The 18633-nt window shown below is 73.5% G+C and carries 17 protein-coding genes; 4 read left to right on the forward strand and 13 right to left on the reverse strand.

Annotated features, from left to right (window positions below):
• Position 1: 1 nt before the first annotated feature.
• From ccsB to hemL, 6 genes are read right to left on the reverse strand one after another with little or no spacing between them, the layout of a single operon-like run.
• Positions 2-1108, reverse strand: coding sequence for a c-type cytochrome biogenesis protein CcsB (gene ccsB / locus IE331_RS14415; protein WP_192144158.1), 1107 nt, complete (start codon positions 1106-1108; stop codon positions 2-4).
• On the reverse strand, positions 1105-2787 hold the full coding sequence (locus tag IE331_RS14420; RefSeq protein ID WP_192144159.1) for a cytochrome c biogenesis protein ResB: 1683 nt from the start codon (positions 2785-2787) through the stop codon (positions 1105-1107). The genes ccsB and IE331_RS14420 overlap by 4 nt, the downstream gene beginning before the upstream one ends.
• On the reverse strand, positions 2787-3551 hold the full coding sequence (locus tag IE331_RS14425; RefSeq protein WP_192144160.1) for a cytochrome c biogenesis CcdA family protein: 765 nt from the start codon (positions 3549-3551) through the stop codon (positions 2787-2789). The genes IE331_RS14420 and IE331_RS14425 overlap by 1 nt, the downstream gene beginning before the upstream one ends.
• The gene (locus tag IE331_RS16625) at positions 3544-4131 is read right to left on the reverse strand and encodes a TlpA disulfide reductase family protein (RefSeq protein ID WP_318646833.1); all 588 of its coding nucleotides are present in this window, start codon (positions 4129-4131) and stop codon (positions 3544-3546) included. Before IE331_RS16625 ends, IE331_RS14425 begins: the two co-directional genes overlap by 8 nt.
• Positions 4128-4817: a histidine phosphatase family protein gene (locus IE331_RS14430; protein WP_192144161.1), complete on the reverse strand. Its 690-nt coding sequence runs from the start codon at positions 4815-4817 to the stop codon at positions 4128-4130. The genes IE331_RS16625 and IE331_RS14430 overlap by 4 nt, the downstream gene beginning before the upstream one ends.
• Complete coding sequence (gene hemL, locus IE331_RS14435; RefSeq protein WP_192144162.1) at positions 4814-6157, reverse strand: glutamate-1-semialdehyde 2,1-aminomutase; 1344 nt, start codon at positions 6155-6157, stop codon at positions 4814-4816. Before hemL ends, IE331_RS14430 begins: the two co-directional genes overlap by 4 nt.
• A gap of 258 nt (positions 6158-6415) precedes the next feature.
• Here hemL and IE331_RS14440 point away from each other — a divergent pair, with 258 nt between their 5' ends.
• Complete coding sequence (locus IE331_RS14440) at positions 6416-7648, forward strand: lytic transglycosylase domain-containing protein (protein ID WP_192144163.1); 1233 nt, start codon at positions 6416-6418, stop codon at positions 7646-7648.
• A gap of 47 nt (positions 7649-7695) precedes the next feature.
• Here the strand turns inward: IE331_RS14440 and hemB are convergent, their stop codons facing one another.
• The 7 genes from hemB to IE331_RS14475 all read right to left on the reverse strand — a co-directional run bounded on the left by hemB (position 7696) and on the right by IE331_RS14475 (position 15424).
• Positions 7696-8673 carry a porphobilinogen synthase gene (gene hemB, locus IE331_RS14445; RefSeq protein ID WP_192144164.1) on the reverse strand — a complete coding sequence of 326 codons (978 nt, stop codon included), beginning with the start codon at positions 8671-8673 and terminating at the stop codon, positions 7696-7698.
• Positions 8674-8687: 14 nt separating this feature from the next.
• Complete coding sequence (locus tag IE331_RS14450; RefSeq protein ID WP_404821752.1) at positions 8688-10322, reverse strand: bifunctional uroporphyrinogen-III C-methyltransferase/uroporphyrinogen-III synthase; 1635 nt, start codon at positions 10320-10322, stop codon at positions 8688-8690.
• Positions 10323-10393: 71 nt separating this feature from the next.
• Positions 10394-11338, reverse strand: coding sequence for a hydroxymethylbilane synthase (gene hemC / locus IE331_RS14455; RefSeq protein WP_192144166.1), 945 nt, complete (start codon positions 11336-11338; stop codon positions 10394-10396).
• The gene (locus IE331_RS14460; RefSeq protein ID WP_192144167.1) at positions 11335-12642 is read right to left on the reverse strand and encodes a glutamyl-tRNA reductase; all 1308 of its coding nucleotides are present in this window, start codon (positions 12640-12642) and stop codon (positions 11335-11337) included. Before IE331_RS14460 ends, hemC begins: the two co-directional genes overlap by 4 nt.
• Complete coding sequence (locus IE331_RS14465) at positions 12639-13334, reverse strand: redox-sensing transcriptional repressor Rex (RefSeq protein ID WP_192144310.1); 696 nt, start codon at positions 13332-13334, stop codon at positions 12639-12641. Before IE331_RS14465 ends, IE331_RS14460 begins: the two co-directional genes overlap by 4 nt.
• Before the next feature lie 219 nt (positions 13335-13553).
• Entirely contained in the window at positions 13554-13832 is a 279-nt protein-coding gene (locus tag IE331_RS14470) for a glutaredoxin family protein (protein WP_192144168.1), read from the reverse strand.
• The gene (locus IE331_RS14475) at positions 13829-15424 is read right to left on the reverse strand and encodes a class I adenylate-forming enzyme family protein (RefSeq protein WP_192144169.1); all 1596 of its coding nucleotides are present in this window, start codon (positions 15422-15424) and stop codon (positions 13829-13831) included. Before IE331_RS14475 ends, IE331_RS14470 begins: the two co-directional genes overlap by 4 nt.
• 34 nt (positions 15425-15458) lie before the next feature.
• Between IE331_RS14475 and IE331_RS14480 the strand changes: the two genes are divergently transcribed.
• The 3 genes from IE331_RS14480 (at position 15459) to IE331_RS14490 (ending at position 18628) form a co-directional block, all read left to right on the forward strand.
• On the forward strand, positions 15459-16391 hold the full coding sequence (locus IE331_RS14480) for an HAD family hydrolase (RefSeq protein ID WP_192144170.1): 933 nt from the start codon (positions 15459-15461) through the stop codon (positions 16389-16391).
• Positions 16392-16548: 157 nt separating this feature from the next.
• Positions 16549-17337: a sigma-70 family RNA polymerase sigma factor gene (locus IE331_RS14485; RefSeq protein WP_192144171.1), complete on the forward strand. Its 789-nt coding sequence runs from the start codon at positions 16549-16551 to the stop codon at positions 17335-17337.
• Between the two features lie 124 nt (positions 17338-17461).
• On the forward strand, positions 17462-18628 hold the full coding sequence (locus tag IE331_RS14490) for a DUF5667 domain-containing protein (RefSeq protein ID WP_192144172.1): 1167 nt from the start codon (positions 17462-17464) through the stop codon (positions 18626-18628).
• The last annotated feature ends 5 nt before the right edge of the window (positions 18629-18633 follow it).

Below are 18633 nucleotides of genomic sequence, written 5' to 3' on the forward strand. Positions count from 1 at the left end.
GTCAGCCGGTCGACAGAGCCTCGGGCAGGTCCACGGACAGGTCCCCGCGCGTGACGACCGGGCCCGATGCTCCACCGGGACCGGGTGGCTCCTGCCGCTCCACCACCGCCGCCGGGGCGGCGTAGGAGTGCTGCGAGGAGCCGCCGAAGAAGTAGTTGATGCCGATGAAGTTGAACCACAGCGTCGCCACTCCGACCAGGGCCACGATCGCGGCGTTGCGGCCCTTCCAGCCCGCCGTCGCCCGGGCGTGCAGGTAGGCCGCGTAGACCACCCAGGTGATGAACGCCCACACCTCCTTGGGGTCCCAGCCCCAGTAGCGCGACCAGGCGTAGTGCGCCCAGATCGGTCCGGAGATCAGCACCGCGAACGTCCAGATCGGGAAGGCGAACGCGTGCAGCCGGTAGGAGAGCCGGTCCAGCGCCGGCAGGTCGGGGATCCGCGCCATCATCCCGGTCGCCGGGGCGTCCGCCCGGGTGCCGGATCCGCCGGCCGTCGAGGCGCCGACCGCGGACCCGCCGCCGGCGGCCGCACCCACCGGCACCGCGGTCGACCGTCGCTGCCGCTCGAGCACCCGGCTCTTGAGCAGGTACACCGCCGAGACCAGGCCGGCCAGGCTGAAGATGCCGGTGGCGATCACCGCGGCGACCACGTGGATCACCAGCCACGGCGAGCTGAGCGCCTCGGTCAGCGGCGCGACCGGCTCGTAGAGCCAGATCACCGCCGCCATGAGGATCACGAAGACGAATCCCACCACCCAGGGGGCCATCCAGGCGAGCCGGTAGCGCCGGTGCAGCGCGAGGTAGCCCAAGGTCACCACGAAGGTCCCGCTGAGCGTGAACTCGTACATGTTGCCCCAGGGCACCCGGTTCGGGTCCGCGGCCAGCCCCCGGCCGACCAGCCCGACCGCGTGCACGACCGCGGCGATCGCGGTCAGCAGCAGCCCGAACCGGCCGAACACCTCGGTCTGGTCGCCCTCGGGGGTCTGGTCGGCGGGCAGCCTGCGCAGCATCGCCCACTGCGCCGAGTGCGCCAGCAGCGCGAGGAAGTAGACGATGCCGGCGACCGTGACCGCCTGGTTGCTCAGGGACTCCCAGCTTGCGTTCGTCACACCTTCTCCTCCGGCTCGTCTGGCTCCTGCGACCCGTCGGGCCCATTAGGCCCGTCGGGCCCGTCCGACCCGTCCGGCCCGTCCGGCCTGGCGAGTCCATCAGGCCCGTCGGGCTCCTCACCCTGCAGTGCGGCCACCACCCCGGCCAGCTCCTCGCCGACGTCGCCGCCGCTGGAGCGGTCGAGCACGGCCACCTCGACCACCGTGCCGTCCTCGGACCGGCGGGCCCGGACCCAGATCCGTCGCGGGCGGATGAACAGCGACCCGAGCAGGCCCACCAGGGCAAGGATGACACCCGCCAGGGCGACCTCCTTGCCCGGTGTCTTGCTGATCTGGACCCGCACCCACGGCTCGATGCCCTCGAAGGTCACCGAGCCGGCACCGTCGGGCAGCTCGACGGTCTCGCCGAGGAAGAGGTCGACGCGGAACATCGAGCCGTCCTCCTCGGTCAGCTGCTCGGTGCCGTCCTTGTCCAGCACGTAGACCGACTGCGGCACCCCACCGTCCATGCCGAGGTCGCCGGCGTAGGCCAGCATCGACAGCCGGGGGTTCCGGTCGTCGCCGAAGACCGAGGCCGGGTCACCGTCGACGAGCGCGAACGTCGGGTAGAGCAGCCCCTCGAGCCCGATCTGGCGGGGCCGGGCGTCGGGGGCCTTGACGACCCCGAACGAGCGGAAGGTGGCCTGGTCCTCGGGCAGGAAGATCACCGGCCCGGTGTAGGCGACGTCGCCGTTGCCGTCCCGGACCGTGATCTCGGGGGCGTAGCCGTGGCCGATGAGGAAGACGTCCGTGCCGCCGATGCTGAGCGGGTGGTTCACCCGCAGGTCGTAGCGCTTCGTCTCCGCCCCCGGCTCCTCGCGGTAGTCGAGGTCGGCGACGAACTTCTGCGCCATCCCCGCCCGGGGCCCCTCCATCAGCCAGTTGATGTCGAAGTCGTTGACGTCGAAGGAGAACGGCTCCATGTCCTCGGCCTCCATGAGGCTGCCCGGCACGAAGTCGTCGTACTGGGTGAGGTTGTTGGAGAACCCGTTGCCGGTCACCACGATCACCCCGCCCTGGTAGCCGAACAGCGCACCGATCCCGAAGCCGACCAGCACCACCAGGACCGAGACGTGGAAGAGCAGGTTGCCGGCCTCGCGCAGGTAGCCGCGCTCGGAGCTGAGGGCGTCGCCGGCCCCCGCCACCCGGAACCGCCGGCCCCGCAGCACAGCCCGGGCCCGCTCCAGCACCGCGTCCGGATCCTCGTCGGTGGTGTACGTCGTGCTGTCGGGCAGCCTGGTCAGGTTCCGCGGGGCGGCCGGCGGCGCCGCTCGCATCCCCCGCCAGTAGACCTTCGTGCGCGGGAGGATGCAGCCGACCAGCGAGACCATGAGCATCAGGTAGATCGCGGAGAACCACACCGAGTCGAAGACCGAGAACAGTCCGAGCGCCTCGTAGACCGGCGTGAGCGTCGGGTGCTGCTCCTGCCAGCGCGAGACCGCGAACGCGTCGACGTTCTCCTGGGGGATCACCGAGCCGGGGATCGCGGCCAGGGCGAGCAGGAAGAGCAGCACCAGCGCGGTGCGCATCGAGGTCAGCTGGCGCCAGGACCAGCGCAGCAGCTCCACCGCGGTCATCTCCCGGGCCGGGCCGGGGGCGGTGGGCGGGGGCGGCGTCGTGGTCGCGGTCGGGCCGGACATCAGACGCTCGTCTCGAAGCCGACGATGAGGTTGACCTGGATCCAGGTCACCACGACGTCCCACCAGCCGGTCACCAGCAGGACGCCCAGCACGACCAGCATCAGGCCACCGATCCGGGTCACCCAGGCCTGGTGCCGGCGCACCGCGGAGAACGCGCCCAGAGCCCGGCGGTAGGCCAGTCCGGCGACGATGAACGGCAGCCCCAGCCCGGCGGCGTACACGCCGGAGAGCAGGGCGCCACGGGCCGCGGTCGCCTCGTTGACCGAGAGGGTGAGGATCGCGCCGAGGGTCGGACCGACGCACGGGATCCACCCGAGGCCGAAGAGGAAGCCGAGCAGGGGCGCGGCCGCCAGCCCCACCGCCGGCACCCGGTGCACCCGCCACTCCCGCTGGAGGAACGGGAAGAGGCCGGCGAAGGCGAGGCCGAGCACGATCACCAGGGCACCCATGACGACCGTGATCTCGCGTCGGTAGGTGACCAGCGACGACCCGAAGGCCCCGGAGAGCGCGCCGAGGGAGACGAAGACCACGGTGAAGCCGAGCACGAACAGCACCGAGCCGAGCACCATGCGACCGCGCCGGGCGCCGCCCAGGTCGCCCTCGGCCAGGTCGGCCCCCGAGAGCCCGGTCGCGAACGAGAGGTAGCCCGGCAGCAGCGGGATCACGCACGGCGAGAAGAACGAGACCAGCCCGGCCAGCAGCGCCACCGGCACCGCGAGGGCGAGCGAGCCGGAGGAGGCCGCCTCCCGGAAGAAGTCACCCATCCTCGGCCGCCACGTCGTCGATGAGGGCGGTGAGGGTGCCGGCGCTGGGCAGGACGCCCAGGACACTGGCGGCGACCCGGCCCTGGCGGTCGAGGACCACCGTGCTCGGGATCGAGTTCGGCGTCAGCGTGCCCCGGAACTCCAGCAGCGACTCGCCCTTGGGGTCGTACAACGACGGGTATGGCACCTCGAAGGTCCGCACGTAGCCGCGGGCGTTCTCCCGGGACGGGTCGCGGGCGTCGATGCCGAGGAACGCCACCTGCTCGGGGTCGACCTCCTCCGCGACCTCGACCAGGTCCGGCGCCTCCTTGCGGCAGTCCGTGCACCAGGCGCCCCAGACGTTGATCACCACGACCCGGCCGCGCAGGTCGGTCAGCGACACGGGGTCGCCGTCCAGGTCCTCCCCGGCCAGCTCGACCGGGTCCTGACGCTCGCCCGGCGCCAGCTCGCTGATCTGCCCGTTGCCCGAGACGTAGCCCTTCTCCCCGGTGCCCTCCAGGGAGGAGCAGGCACCGAGCAGGAGCAGGCAGGCCAGGGCCAGCGCGGCGGCCGGACGACCCTGGGTGGGCGAGATGCTCAGGGTCGCCTCTCCTCGGGTGCGTCCCCCGCCGAGAACGGCGCCGACTTGTCCCGGGTCGGGATCAGGTGCCCGGCCGGCTCGGAGTAGGACAGCCGCACCAGCCGGTCGTCCTCGAAGTGCAGCGAGGTCAGCGAGCACAGCGTGCACTGGCGCTTGCGGGGGTCGTGCAGGAATGAGCGCTTCTCCACGTGCAGCCGGGTGATCCAGATCGGCAGCTGGTGGGAGACGATCACGGCCTCGTGGCCGCGGGCGGCGTCGCGGGCGTCGTACACCGCGGCCATCATCCGGGCCACGAGCTCCTTGTAGGGCTCCCCCCAGGACGGCCGGAACGGGTTCCACAGGTGGACCCAGGTGGACGGTCGGCGGAAGGCACCCGCCTCGGCGCCGAACCTGCGGCCCTCGAACACGTTGCCCGACTCGATCACGCGGGGGTCGGTGGTGAGCTCGAGGTCGCGGGCCGCCGCCAGCGGGGCGGCCGTCTCCTGGGCGCGCTCCAGGGGCGAGACCCTCAGGTGGGTGATGTCGCGGTCCCCGATGGCCTCGGCGACGGTGCGGGCCATCTCGTGGCCGCGCTCGGAGAGCAGGTAGCCGGGTCGGCGCCCGTAGAGCACGCCCTCGGGGTTGTGCACCTCACCGTGCCGGAGCAGGTGGACCGTGGTGGTGCCGGTCCCGTTCGTGGCGGTCATGGTCGGCCTCCCTGGCTGGCGGCGGCCCGTGCCGCGGCGGGCAGGGCGTCGAGGACGGTCTGGACGGCGCGGTCGTCGTGGGCGGCGGAGAGGAACCAGCCCTCGTACGCCGAGGGCGGCAGGTGCACGCCTGCGTCCAGCATGGCGTGGAAGAAGGCGGCGTACGCCGCGACGTCCTGGCCGCTGGCGCCGGCGAAGTCCCGGACCGGTCCCTCGGTGAAGAACACCGAGAACATCGTGCCGGTCGACTGCACGGCGTGCGGCACCCCGGCCGCGGTGAGCGCGTCGGCGGCGGCCTCCTTGATGGTCTCGCCGGCCGCCGTCAGGTGCGCGTAGACCTCGTCGGTGGCGAGCCGCAGCGTCGCCAGCCCCGCGGTGGTCGCGACCGGGTTCCCCGAGAGCGTGCCGGCCTGGTAGACCGACCCCTCCGGGGAGAGGTGGGCCATCACGTCGGCCCGGCCGCCGAAGGCCGCAGCCGGGAAGCCGCCGCCCATGACCTTCCCGAACGTCATCAGGTCGGGCGCCCAGCCCTCCACGGCTCCGTCCAGCCCCCACTGCCCCTGCCGCGAGGCGCGGAACCCGGTCATGACCTCGTCGCTGACGAAGAGCGCGCCGTGCCGCGCGCAGGTCTCGGCGAGGAAGCGGTTGAAGCCCGGGTCGGGCGGGACGACGCCCATGTTGCCGGCCGCGGCCTCGGTCACCAGGCAGGCGATCCGGTCGCCGTGCTCGGCGAAGGCGGCCGCGACGGCCGCGGTGTCGTTGTAGGGCAGCACCAGGGTCAGGTCGGTCGAGGAGGAGGGCACCCCCGGGGTGCTCGGCCCGGCGTTGGGGTTGCCGAACGTCGCCAGCCCGGACCCGGCCGCGGCGAGCAGCGAGTCGACGTGGCCGTGGTAGCAGCCGGCGAACTTCACGACGACGTCGCGACCGGTGAAGCCGCGCGCCAGCCGGATGGCCGACATCGTGGCCTCGGTGCCCGAGGAGGTGAACCGCACCCGCTCGACCGGGGTGCGGGCGACGATCTCCGAGGCCAGCTCGACCTCGGGCACGGTGGGGGTGCCGTACGACGTGCCGCGCGAGACCGCCTCGGTGACCGCCCGCTGCACCTCGGGGTGCGCATGGCCGAGCAGCATCGGCCCCCAGGAGCAGATCAGGTCAACGTAGTCGTTGCCGTCGACGTCGGTGAGCCAGGCGCCGCGGGCGGAGCGGATGAACCGGGGCGTCCCGCCGACCGCGTCGAAGGCCCGCACGGGCGAGTTCACCCCGCCCGGGGTCACCGTGCGGGCCCTCGCGAAGAGCTCGGAGGACCGGGCGGTGCGAGCGGTGGAGGCGGCCGAAGTCACCCGCTCATTGTCCCCGAGGGGCCAAGGCTCCGGGAGGCGGGGTGACCGCCCCCGACCAGCCGAGCTCCGGGGGCATTCCACCGCATACCGGACCAGACCGGACGTTTCACCGGGGTGAGGTGCGGGCACACTGCCCCGGCGAGACGGTGATCACATCGCGGACGCGCGACGTAACTCACCGTGACACACTTCGTTAACCCGGGTGCCTGGGCTTGAGGGAGCCGCAGGTCACGTCGAGGAGTGGGGAGAGAGCACCAGATGAGTCAGCGATTCGGTCCGGTCAAGAAGGCGGTCACCCTGGTGCCGCTCGCCCTGCTGTCCACCGCCTGGACGGCCAGCCTGGCCGGGGTGGGCGGAGCCACGCTCGCCAGCGCCTCCGACGGGTCGACGACGCTGCCGGACGGCACCACCGTCCCCACCGAGGCCATCGAGGACCCGGCGAGCTACACCCGGCCCGGCAGCATCGGGCTCGGCGTGCCCAAGGGCTCCGCGGAGCAGATCGTCTCCTCCGCATCCACCAACGGCATCCCCTCGGCCGCGCTCGCGGCCTACCAGCGCGCCGAGACCGTCATCAACGCCGCCGACCCGGCCTGCAACCTGAGCTGGCAGCTGGTCGCGGCCATCGGCCGGGTCGAGTCCGACCACGGCCGCTACGGCGGGAACTCGCTCGGCACCGACGGGGTCTCCCGTCCCGGCATCTACGGCATCCCCCTCAACGGCAAGAACAACACCCAGGCGATCCGCGACACCGACGCCGGGCAGTATGACTCCGACGCCAAGTGGGACCGCGCGGTCGGCCCGATGCAGTTCATCCCCTCGACCTGGTCGGTCGTGGGCGTGGACGCCGACGGCGACTCCCAGCGCAACCCGCAGGACATCGACGACGCCGCCCTCGGCACCGCGGTCTACCTGTGCTCGGGCGACGACGACCTGGCCACCGACGCCGGCCGTCGGGAGGCGGTCTTCCGCTACAACCACTCCGACCGGTACGTCGACCTGGTGCTGAGCATCATGGACGCCTACATGTCCGGCGACTTCACCCAGGTGCCGAACAGCACCACCTCCGCGGTGACCTTCACCCCGGACTACGACTTCCGTCGGCCCGTGCTCCAGCCCGCGAGCAAGCCCGGCCAGGGCACCGCGACGCGTGGCCCCCAGACCTCGTCGGGCGGCAGCGGCTCAGGACAGCCGGCCGAGTCCACGCAGGAGCAGCCGACCGAGACCACGCCGCCGCCCGCCGTCGCCGACAACGACGACCCGGTCGAGAAGGTCAAGGAGCCGGTCAAGGAGACGGTCAAGAACCCGACCAAGCCGGTCGTGGACCTGGTGACGCTGGCCGAGGCGAAGGTGCTCTGCCGCGACGAGCTGGCCTCGAAGACGGTCCTGGTCACCGACCTGCTGGTCAACCAGTGCGCCAACCGGCTCGAGGGCACCAAGCAGAGCGAGGCCCAGAGCGCGGTCTCGGGCATCGTCGCCTCGCTGCTGGGCTGATCGTCGCCCGAGCCTGACTCCTGCCGAGCGGCTGCTCCGGTGTGGGGTCAGGCGCGGAGCAGCCGGGCGGCCTCGGCGGCCCAGTAGGTCAGCACGACGTCCGCGCCGGCCCGGCGGATCGAGGTGAGGGTCTCCAGGATCGCCGCCTCACGGTCGATCCATCCCCGGGCGGCGGCCGCCTCGACCATGGCGTACTCGCCGGAGATGTTGTAGGCCGCGACCGGCACGTCGACCGCGTCGCGCACCCGGCGGACGACGTCGAGGTAGGCCAGGGCCGGCTTCACCATGACGATGTCGGCGCCCTGGGCGACGTCGAGCAACGCCTCGCGGACGCCCTCCCGGGCGTTGCCGGCGTCCTGCTGGTAGCCGCGCCGGTTGCCTGTGAGCGAGGAGTCCACCGCCTCCCGGAACGGGCCGTAGAACGCCGAGGCGTACTTCGCGGAGTAGGCCAGGATGCCGACGTCGGTGCCGCCCTGCGCGTCGAGCGCCTCGCGGATCACGGCGACCTGACCGTCCATCATCCCGCTCGGGCCGACCAGGTCGACCCCGGCCGCGGCGTGGGCCCGGGCCATGTCGGCGTAGATCGCCAGCGTCGCGTCGTTGTCGACCGCTCCGTCGGCGTCGAGCACCCCGCAGTGGCCGTGGTCGGTGAACTCGTCGAGGCACAGGTCGCTCATCACCGTGGTCGCGTCGCCGACCTCGCCCTTCGCCGCGGCGATGGCGCGGTTCAGGACGCCGGCCTCGTCGAGGGCACCGGACCCGGTGGCGTCCTTGGTCGCGGGGATCCCGAACAGCATCACGCCGCCCAGGCCGAGCTCGGCGGCCTCGGTGCAGGCGGCGCGCAGGGAGTCCATCGTGTGCTGGACGACGCCCGGCATGGAGCCGATCGGCCGCGGCCGGTCGGCGTCCTCGCGCACGAACAGCGGCAGCACCAGCTGCCGGGGGGCCAGCGACGTCTCCGCGACCAGCCCCCGCAGCGCCGGGGTCCGTCGCAGCCGACGTGGCCGCACCGTGGGGATCTCCATGCCGGTGCCCGAGCTCAGCTCGAGGTGGCCTTGCGCCGGGTGGACGCCTTGCGCTCCGAGGGCCTGGTGACCGGCTGACCGGCCTCGACCAGGGAGGACCGGCGGGCCGAGCCGAAGTCGGCCAGGGCCTCGACCAGCTCCTCGACCGACGGGTTCGGTGCCATGACGTCGACCCGCAGGCCGTGCTCCTCGGCGGTCTTGGCCGTGGCCGGCCCGATGACCGCGATGACGGTGGAGGTGTGCGGCTTGCCGGCGATCCCGACCAGGTTCCGCACCGTCGAGGACGAGGTGAACAGCACCGCGTCGAACTTGCCGGACTTGATCGCGTCGCGGGTCGGGGCCGGCGGCGGCGTCGCCCGCACCGTGCGGTAGGCGGTGACGTCGTCGCACTCCCAGCCGAGGTCGATCAGCCCGGCCACCAGGTTCTCGGTGGCGATGTCGGCCCGCGGCAGGAACACCCGGTTGATCGGGTCGAGCACGTCGTCGTACGGCGGCCAGTCGGCCAGCAGCCCGGCCGCGGACTGCTCGCCGGAGGGCACCAGGTCGGCCCGCAGTCCCCACGCGGCGATGGCGGCGGCGGTCTTCTCCCCGACCGCCGCGATCTTGAGGCCGGAGAAGGCGCGCGCGTCGAGGCCGTACTCCTCGAACTTCTCGCGGACCGCCTTGACCGCGTTGACCGAGGTGAACGCGATCCACTCGTAGCGGCCCTCGACCAGGCCACGCACGGCCTTGTCCATCTGCTGCGGGTTGCGCGGCGGCTCGACCGAGATCGTCGGCACCTCCTCGGGCACCGCGCCGTACCCGCGCAGCCGGCTGGTCAGCGACCCGGCCTGCTCCTTGGTGCGCGGCACCAGCACCCGCCACCCGAACAGCGGCTTGGTCTCGAACCAGGACAGCGCCTCGCGCAGGTCCACGACGTCGCCGACGACGGTGATCGCGGGGGGCGCCATCCGGGCGGCCCGCGCGTCGGCGCCGATCGAGTCGAGCGTGGAGCGCACCGTGACCTGCTCGGTGGTGGTGCCGGTCGAGGTCATCGCCACCGGGGTGGTGCCGGGCCGCCCGGCCTCGACGAGGGCCCGCGCGATCTCGGAGATCGACCCGACCGCGGAGAGCAGCACGAGGGTCCGGTCGTCGGCGAAGCGGCTCCAGTCGACCCGCTCGCCGCAGGTCACCACGGCGACGTCCCGGTTGGTCTTGGTGGTGAGCGGGATGCCGGCGTAGGCGGGCACCGCGGTCACCGAGGAGATGCCGGGCACGATCTCGAACCCGATGCCGGCCTTGGCGCAGGCCTGGGCCTCCTCGGGCCCGGAGGCGTAGAGGAACGGGTCGCCGCCCATGAGCCGCACCACCCGCATGCCGCGCTTGGCGTGCTTGACCACGACCTTCGCGCGCGAGGCATGGGTGAGCGGCTGGCCGTCCTGGCCGAACCCGCCGTCGACGAGCTCGGGGCCCTCGGCCTCGGTCGTCTCGTTGCCGTCCTCGTCGACGACGGTCCGCGGCTCGGGGAGCCCCAGGACCGTCCGCACCAGGCCGGCGTGCTCGGGCAGCTCGGTGACGACGACGTCGGCCTCCCGGAGCAGGTCGACCGCGCGCACGGTGAGCAGCGCCGGGTCCCCCGGTCCGCTGCCGACGAACGCGACCCATCCCATGGTCCGGGCGGGTGTCGCCGAGGCCGTCCCGGAGGAGGTGGTGCCGGAAGTGGTCTTGGTCTTTCGTCCAGTCATGCCTGCTGCCTTCTAGCTGGTGGGTTCATCAGTTCGTCGGCGCCCTCGTCGAGCATCCCGGCCGCCAACCGGGTGCCGACCTTGGCGGCCTCTGTCAGTGGTCCGGTCGCGGACCGTCGGATCTCGACCGAGCCGTCGGCGGCGAGGACCACTGCCCGGATCCACACCTCGAGCCCGTCCTCGCCCTCGGCCACCTCGGCCAGGGCCCCGACCGGGGCCGAGCAGCCCGCCTCGAGCGTGCCGAGCACCGCCCGCTCGGCGTCGACCGCCGCCCGGGCGGCCGGGTCCTGCAGGTGCTCGCCGAGCCGGGCGTGCAGCTCGGTGTCCACCGCCCGGCACTCCACGGCCAGGGCGCCCTGGCCCGGCGCGGGCAGCATCTGCAGGGGATCGATGACCTCGGTGACGAGGTCGAGGCGGCCGATCCGGGCCAGTCCGGCTCGGGCCAGCACGACGGCGTCCACGTCACCGGCGGCGACCCGGCCGAGCCGGGTGTCGATGTTCCCGCGGATGCCGGTGACCTCAAGGCCCAGACCCAGCGCGCCGAGCTGGGCGACCCGCCGCGGCGATCCGGTCGCCACGACGCTGCCGGGCGGCAGCTCGCCGAGGGTGAGCCCGTCCCGGGCCACGAGCGCGTCGCGGGGGTCCTCGCGCGGGGGCACCGCCGCCAGGGCGATCCCCTCGGCCGGGGCGGTGGGGAGGTCCTTGAGCGAGTGCACGGCCAGGTCCACCCGGCCGTCGAGCACCGCGTCCCGCAGGGCGCTGACGAACACGCCCGTGCCGCCGAGGGTGGCCAGCGGCGCCGAGCTCCGGTCGCCCTGGGTGCTGATCTCGACCAGCTCCACGTCGAGACCGAGCCGGGCCGAGACCAGGTCGGCCACGGTCCCGGCCTGGGTGCGGGCGAGGAGCGAGGCGCGGGTGCCGATCCGCAGGGGTGTGCTCATGCCATCCCCTCCGGCCGGGTCACGGCGTCGACGGCGTCCGGGTCGAGCGCGAACAGCTCGGCCAGCGCCGCGGCGTAGGAGACCGCACCGGCCTCGTTCGCCAGCTCCTTGACCCGGATCGTGGGCTGGTGCAGCAGCTTGTCGGCCACCCTGCGGACGGTCTGCTCCAGCTCGGCCCGGGCCGCCGGGTCGAGGTCGGGCAGCCGCGTCACCAGGCGCTCGATCTCGGCGTCGACCACCCCGGTGGCCATGCTGCGCAGGGCGACGACCGTGGGGGTGACGCTGGCCTGCCGGCGGGCGGAGACGAAGGCCGCGATCTCCTGGCCGACGATGAGTCGTACGCCGACCACCTCGCGGCCGGCGTCGGTGTCGCGCAGCTCGTCGGCGAGCCGGCGCAGGTCGATCACGCTGATCCCCGGCAGGTCGCCCACCGAGGGGTCCACGTCGTGCGGCAGCGCCAGGTCGAGGATCGCGAGCGGGCGGTCCACCCCGGCCCGCGCGGCGGCCACCTGGTCGGCGGTGACGACCACGCCGGTGGCGCCGGTGCACGAGATCACCAGGTCGGCCCGCTCCAGCTGCTCGGGGAGGGCGCTCAGCGGCAGCGAGCGGGCGTCGTACTCCCCGGCCAGGCGCTCGGCGCGGCCCTGCGTCCGGTTGAGCACGACCAGCTCGCCGGCACCCAGGCGCGAGGCGGTCGCGACGGCCAGGGAGGCCATCGCCCCCGCGCCGACCACGAGCACCCGCTTGCCGGCGACCGGACCGACGACCTCGACCGCCCGGTCCAGCGCGGCGGTGACCAGTGAGGGTGCGGCTCGGTCGATGTCGGTCTCGGCGTGCGAGCGCTTGCCGACCCGCAGCGCCTGCTGGAAGAGGCTGTTCAGCGCCGGCCCGACCGAGGCCAGCTCCTGGCCCAGCCGCAGGGCCTCGCGGGTCTGTCCCAGGATCTGGCCCTCGCCGACGACCATCGAGTCGAGGCCGGCGGCCACGTGGAAGAGGTGCGAGACCGCACCGTCGTCGTAGTGCACGTAGAGGTAGGGCAGCAGCTCGCTCGTCGCGTCCCCCGGCCCCGCGTCGGCTCGTCCGCACAGCAGGCGGGAGAGGGCCTCCACGCTCCCGTGGAAGCGGTCCACGTCGGCGTAGATCTCGAGCCGGTTGCAGGTGGAGAGCACGGTGGCCTCGGTGACGTGCTCGCAGCCGACGACCTCGCCGATGAGCTTGACCACGCCCTCGCCGTCGAGGGCGATCCGCTCCAGGACCGGCACCGGGGCGGTGTTGTGGGAGATCCCCACGACCAGCACGCTCATGCGCTCGCCCCTTCCGTCGGGAGCTGCCCGGTCTTGCGCTGCTCGTGGTAGGCGAGGATCTGCAGCTCGATGGACAGGTCGACCTTGCGGACGTCCACCCCGTCGGGCACCGAGAGCACGGTCGGCGCGAAGTTCAGGATGCTGGTGATCCCGGCCGCGACCATCCGGTCCGCCACGTCCTGGGCGGCCACCGCCGGGGTGGCGATGACACCGATGGCGACCGACTGGGTGCCGACGATGTCCTCGAGCTCGTCGAAGGGCCGCACCTCCAGCCCGGCCACCAGCTCCTCGTGCCGGGTCGTGGCGGCGTCGAGCAGGGCGACCACCCGGAAGCCGCGGCTGCGGAAGCCGGAGTAGTTGGCCAGGGCGTGGCCGAGGTTGCCGATGCCCACGATCACGACCGGCCAGTCGTGGGTCAGGCCGATCTCGCGGGCGATCTGGTAGCGCAGGTAGTCGACGTCGTAGCCCACGCCCCGGGTGCCGTAGGAGCCGAGGTAGGAGAGGTCCTTGCGGAGCTTGGCGCTGTTGACCCCGGCCGCACCGGCGAGCTCCTCGCTCGAGCAGGTCGCGGTGCCGCCGTCGACGAGCGCGGTCAGCGCCCGGAGGTAGACGGGAAGCCGGGCCACGGTGGCCTCGGGGATCTCGCGCCCCGGGCGGGCCGGGACGTCGGCGTGCCCGACCGGCGATCGCAGACCGTCGGCGCGCACGACCCCGGTGGGGGTCTCGCCGGCGGGTGTCCGCGAAGTCACTGTCTCGTCTCCGAAATCCGTGCGGCATGCGCCTGTCCCGGCGGGGTTGGCGGGTGCAGGGCCGCACGGCCAGTTCACTGTAGGAGTTTGTGAACGGGAGAACAAACTGAGCGTGCCCGGTGGCTAGCACATGTGACCCGGACCACCCGATGCGGGGTCGGGTCAGGCGCCGCCGGAGGCTCCCGGACCACCCAGGGCGGCCCGGAGCCGGGTCGGGTCGACCCGCCAGAAGTCGTGCTGGCGCCCGTCGACGAAGGTCACCGGGACCTCCTCGCCGTAGCGCCTGGCCAGCGCGGCGTCACCGTCGACGTCGACCTCGGTGTAGGCCTCCCCCAGCTCGGCGCAGACCTGCTCGACCACGAGCCTGGCCTCGTCGCACAGGTGGCACCCGGGCCGGCTGTAGAGCGTGACCCGCGGAGCCCCTCGCCCGACGGGGGTCACTCCAGCAACCCCAGCTCGCGACGCCGCTCGACCGCGCGCAGCCGCCCCTTCTGGACCTTGCCGGTCACCGTGTAGGGCAGCTCGTCGACCAGGTGCAGCACCGTCGGCCGCTTGAACCGCGCCAGCCGGTCGGCACAGTGCGCGAGTACGGCGTCGCGCAGGGCCGCCTCCCCCTCGGGATGCGGCTCGACGGGGACCACGTAGGCCACCACCGCTTCGCCGGTGGCGTCGTCGGCGACCCCGATCACGGCCGTGGCCGAGACGCCCGGGACCTCGCCGATGACCTCCTCGACCTCGACGGGGTAGACGTTGAAGCCGGACACGATCACGAGCTCCTTGCGCCGGTCGAGGAGGTACAGGTCGCCCACCGCGTCGAGGAAGCCCACGTCGCCGGTGGACCACCAGCCCTCCGGGTCCGGGCCGGCGGCGCCGTCGGGCCAGTACCCGGAGAAGAGGTTGCTGCCCCGGACCCGGATCTCGCCGGGGTCGGCCCCCTCCGTCGGGTGCCCGTCCTCGTCCACGAGCCGCACCTCGATGCCGGGGAGCACCGCCCCGACCGATCGGGCGTCCGGCTCGCCGCTGCACAGGGTGGAGGTGACCACCGGGGCGGCCTCGGTCAGGCCGTAGCCCTGGTGCACCGGGATCCCGGTCCGCCCGGTGAAGGACTCCGCGACCTCTGGAGGGAGCGGGGCCGACCCGGACAGGACGATCCGCACCGGCCCCAGGCGCTCGGCCAGGTCCTCCACGGGCAGCCAGTGCGCGAAGACCGGCGGCGCGACCGGGAGGACGCTGATCGCCTCGTCCTCGATCAGGTCGAGCGTGCCCTGCGGCTCGAACGTCTCGGCGAGCACCAGCCGGGCCTGCTGGCGCAGGGTGCCGCCCAGGACCGCGTTCAACCCGTAGACGTGGAACAGCGGGAGCACGCCGAGCACCACGTCGTCGGCCGCGAGCATGGGCGGCCGGACGGCGGCCACCTGCTCGATGTTGGCCAGGAGCGCCCGGTGGGTGAGCATCGCGGCGCGCGGCCGGCCCGACGTACCACTGGTGTAGAGCAGGGCCGCCAGCGACTCCGGGTCCTGCAGCGGCGGCGGCGGCCGGTCCGAGCCGGAGACCAGCTCGTGCCAGGACAGCTCGCCGGGCTCGGCCCCACCCTCGACCACGACCACTCTCGGCGGGTCCCCGACCGGGGCGTGATCGACGTCGGACCCGTCCCGGCCCTGCGCGAGCAGCTCCAGCGCGTCGCGGACGGCGCCCGCGCCGGCCCGGTCGGTGACCACCATGCGGGCCCCGGAGTCGGCCATCATTCGGGCGAGCTCGCCCGGCGTGGAGCGCGGGTTGACCGGCACCGTCACCAGCTGCGCGCGCAGCCCCCCGAGGTAGCTGCTCACGAACTCCAGGCGGTTGCCGAGCACGATCATCACCCGGTAGCCGGCGACCATCCCCGCAGCGCCGAAGCCACCCGCGACCCGGTCCACCTCGGCGTCCAGCGCCGACCAGGTCAGCCGGCGCCCGCCCTCGGCCTCGACCAGCGCGAGCCCCGTGGGCTGGTCCGTGGCAGCCGCGGTCAGCAGGTCCGCGACGGAGTTCCCCATGGGCGGCATACTCCCACACCGCTAGGCTGGCCAGGTGGCCCCCGAGACGTCAGCGAAGCCGGCGACGGCGGCGCAGCCCAGGAGGGCGGGCCAGCCCCGCAGCGCCCGGCCGGTGGACCTGCGCCGGCGGTCGACACTGGCCGGGGAGGCGGCCGCCGCGGCGGCCGAGGTCGAGACCGCGCTCGACATCCCGGCCGACCCGACGTCCGCGGCATTCTTCGACGTCGACAACACGATCATGCAGGGCGCCAGCATCTTCCACCTCGCCCGCGGCCTGCACCGGCGGAAGTTCTTCACCACCCGCGACATCCTCGGCGCGGCGTACAAGCAGGCCTACTTCCGGCTCGTCGGGGTCGAGGACCCCGAGCACGTGGCCGAGGCCCGGACCTCGGCGCTGGGCTTCATCGCCGGGCACACCGTCGCCGAACTGGAGGACCTCGGCGAGGAGATCTTCGACGAGGCCATGGCGCACCGGATCTGGCCCGGCACCCGGGCGCTCGCCCAGCTCCACCTCGACCAGGGGCAGCGGGTCTGGCTGGTGACGGCCGCCCCGATCGAGATCGCCCAGATCATCGCCCGCCGCCTCGGGCTCACCGGCGCGATGGGCACGGTGGCCGAGCACGTCGACGGGGTCTACACCGGGCTGCTCGTCGGCGACATGCTGCACGGGCCCGCCAAGGGCGAGGCGGTCAGCGCGCTGGCCGCCCGCGAGTCGCTGGACCTGAGCCGGTGCTCGGCCTACTCCGACTCCTACAACGACCTCCCGATGCTGGCCATGGTCGGCGATCCCTGCGCGATCAACCCCGACGCCCGGCTGCGCGCCCATGCCCGCGCCCAGGGGTGGCGGGTGCGCGACTACCGGACCGGCCGGAAGGCCGCCCGGGTCGGGCTGCTGACCGGCGCCGTGGCCGGGGCGGCCACCGGCTCGATCGCCGCCGCCGCGGCGGTCCGGCGTCGCCTGCGCTGAGCCTCGGAGCGGCACAGTGAGGCCGGTCACGTCCGAGCCGCGGCCCGGACCTCACGCGCCCCACGAGCACCGAAACTACGCATTGCCATTCCCACAGTGGGTCGATGTGCCTACCCTTGGGTAGCCCCATGGGAGGGCTCGGGAGGGTTGCGCTGGGATGGTCTGGCATCGGCACGAGATCGCGCGTGGGCTCGACGCCCTGCGCGATGCCGTCGTCGAGGTGCTCCTCTCCGAGCCGGCCGCCGCCGCGGCGGGCACGACCGGCGCCGGTCTCGCCCTGGGCGAGGCCGCTCCCCGTGGCCGCACCCGGACCGCCCCCGAGGTCCCGGCCCAGTCCCCCGGTCCCGAGCACGACGACGCGGACCTGGCCGTCTCCTCCGAGGACGACGAGGCCGACCGGGAGCGCCTGATCGCCCTGGTCGAGCTGGCCCGGGGCGGGGACAAGGAGGCATTCGGCCTCCTCTTCGACCACTACCACCCGTCGGTCTACCGCTTCCTGTTCTACCGGACCCGGTCCCAGACCCTGGCCGAGGATCTCGCCTCCGAGACCTTCTTCCGCGCCCTGCGGTCGATGAACAACTTCCGGTGGCAGGGCAAGGACTTCGGCGCCTGGCTGATGACGATCGCCCGGAACCTCACCACGGACCACTTCAAGGCCGGGCGCACCCGGCTGGAGCAGACCACCGAGGACATGGGCCTGCACGACGACGCCACCGAGGGGCCCGAGAACACCGTGCTCTCAGCGCTCACGAACGAGGTCCTGCTGACCTCGCTCCAGGAGCTGCCCAAGGAGCAGCAGGAGTGCCTGATCATGCGGTTCCTGCAGGGCATGAGCATCGCCGAGACGGCACAGGTCCTCGGACGTTCCGACGGCGCCGTCAAGCAGCTCCAGCTGCGCGGCGTGCGCAACCTCGCCAAGCTGCTCCCCGAGGGGTTGCGGGAGTGATGAGTCCTCAGCGCGAGCCCGTAACCTCCGGCGTCCTCCGGTCGTTTGTCCGGGTGTTGGAGCCGCACCACACCGGGGACCTGGGCCGGGGCGGCACGATCACGGACCTGACAGGAACGACGCGATGACCCCCGTGCTGCCGGCTCGGCGCAGGGCCGAGGAGTTCGCCGCCCGCATCGACGGGGGCACACCCGGCCCGGTGGACGCCGAGCGCCCCGACCGGCACGCCGACCTCGTCGCACTGGTGCAGGCGATGCGGGCCGCACCCGCGCCCACACCTCGGCCCGACTTCGTCGCCGACCTGCGCTCGCGCCTGCTCGTCGAGGCCGACCTCGTGCTTGACCAGGTGGACACCCGACTGAGCCTGCCGAGCACGAGCCGGACCCGGCGGGACCGGCGCTTCGCCGTGGCCGCCGGCGCCATCGCCCTCGTGGGTGCCGGGTCCTCGATCGCCGTCGCCTCCCAGTCCGCCCTCCCCGGCGATGCCCTCTACCCGATCAAGCGGGCCCTCGAGACCGCCCAGACCACGCTCCAGCCGGACGGCGAGGCCCGCGCGGCGCGCATGCTGGACCTCGCCTCCGACCGGCTGGCCGAGGTCGCCGAGGTCGCCGCCAGCGGCTCGGCCGAGGGCTACGCCGCGCTGCCCGACGCGCTGGACGACTTCTCGGCCCAGGCCGGCGAGGCCGCGGACGAGGTGCTCGCCGACTACGCCGAGACCGGCGACCAGGACCCGGTCGTCGAGCTGCGCGACTTCACCGCCGAGAGCATGGACACCCTCGCCCGGCTCGACGCCCAGGTGCCGGCCAGCGCCCGGGCGGCCCTGAACAACGCCGCGCTCGTCCTGGTCACCATCGACGAGCGGGCCCGGGCCGCCTGCCCCACCTGCGGTGGTGGCATCGACGAGGTCCCGGCCGCGTTCATGACGGCCGTCGGCCCGGACGGTCAGGACGTCGTCGTGGCGCCCGACCCGGTCCTCGCCCCCCAGGGTGGCGGAGACGGCGGTCGGGGCGACGGCTCGGAGGTGCAGCCGGACGAGGTCCTCGAGGACCAGCAGCCGAGCGTCGGCGGCGACGACGGCGGTGGCGGCGGCGGGGCGGACGCTCCCGAGGTGCGGGACGCGCCGATCGTGCGCGACCTGACCGACCTGCTGACCGGGTCCGGGGACAAGGACCAGGACTCGGGCGAGAAGAAGGGCAAGAAGGGCAAGGGGAAGGTCGACGACGTCCTCGACCCCGTCGTCGACCCGCTGCTGGACCCGCTCACCGGCGACGACGGGCTGCTCGGCGACTGAGCCCT

Origin of the sequence: Nocardioides donggukensis (genome assembly GCF_014842875.1) — a bacterium.
Taxonomy (GTDB): domain Bacteria; phylum Actinomycetota; class Actinomycetes; order Propionibacteriales; family Nocardioidaceae; genus Nocardioides; species Nocardioides donggukensis.

Coding starts and splice junctions, on each gene's coding strand:
- IE331_RS14420 (WP_192144159.1), bottom strand. CDS start 2,787: ATGTCCGGCCCGACCGCGACCACGACGCCGCCCCCGCCCACCGCCCCC.
- IE331_RS14425 (WP_192144160.1), bottom strand. CDS start 3,551: ATGGGTGACTTCTTCCGGGAGGCGGCCTCCTCCGGCTCGCTCGCCCTC.
- IE331_RS14430 (WP_192144161.1), bottom strand. CDS start 4,817: ATGACCGCCACGAACGGGACCGGCACCACCACGGTCCACCTGCTCCGG.
- IE331_RS14440 (WP_192144163.1), top strand. CDS start 6,416: ATGAGTCAGCGATTCGGTCCGGTCAAGAAGGCGGTCACCCTGGTGCCG.
- hemB (WP_192144164.1), bottom strand. CDS start 8,673: ATGGAGATCCCCACGGTGCGGCCACGTCGGCTGCGACGGACCCCGGCG.
- IE331_RS14450 (WP_404821752.1), bottom strand. CDS start 10,322: ATGGGATGGGTCGCGTTCGTCGGCAGCGGACCGGGGGACCCGGCGCTG.
- hemC (WP_192144166.1), bottom strand. CDS start 11,338: ATGAGCACACCCCTGCGGATCGGCACCCGCGCCTCGCTCCTCGCCCGC.
- IE331_RS14460 (WP_192144167.1), bottom strand. CDS start 12,642: ATGAGCGTGCTGGTCGTGGGGATCTCCCACAACACCGCCCCGGTGCCG.
- IE331_RS14475 (WP_192144169.1), bottom strand. CDS start 15,424: ATGGGGAACTCCGTCGCGGACCTGCTGACCGCGGCTGCCACGGACCAG.
- IE331_RS14485 (WP_192144171.1), top strand. CDS start 16,549: ATGGTCTGGCATCGGCACGAGATCGCGCGTGGGCTCGACGCCCTGCGC.
- IE331_RS14490 (WP_192144172.1), top strand. CDS start 17,462: ATGACCCCCGTGCTGCCGGCTCGGCGCAGGGCCGAGGAGTTCGCCGCC.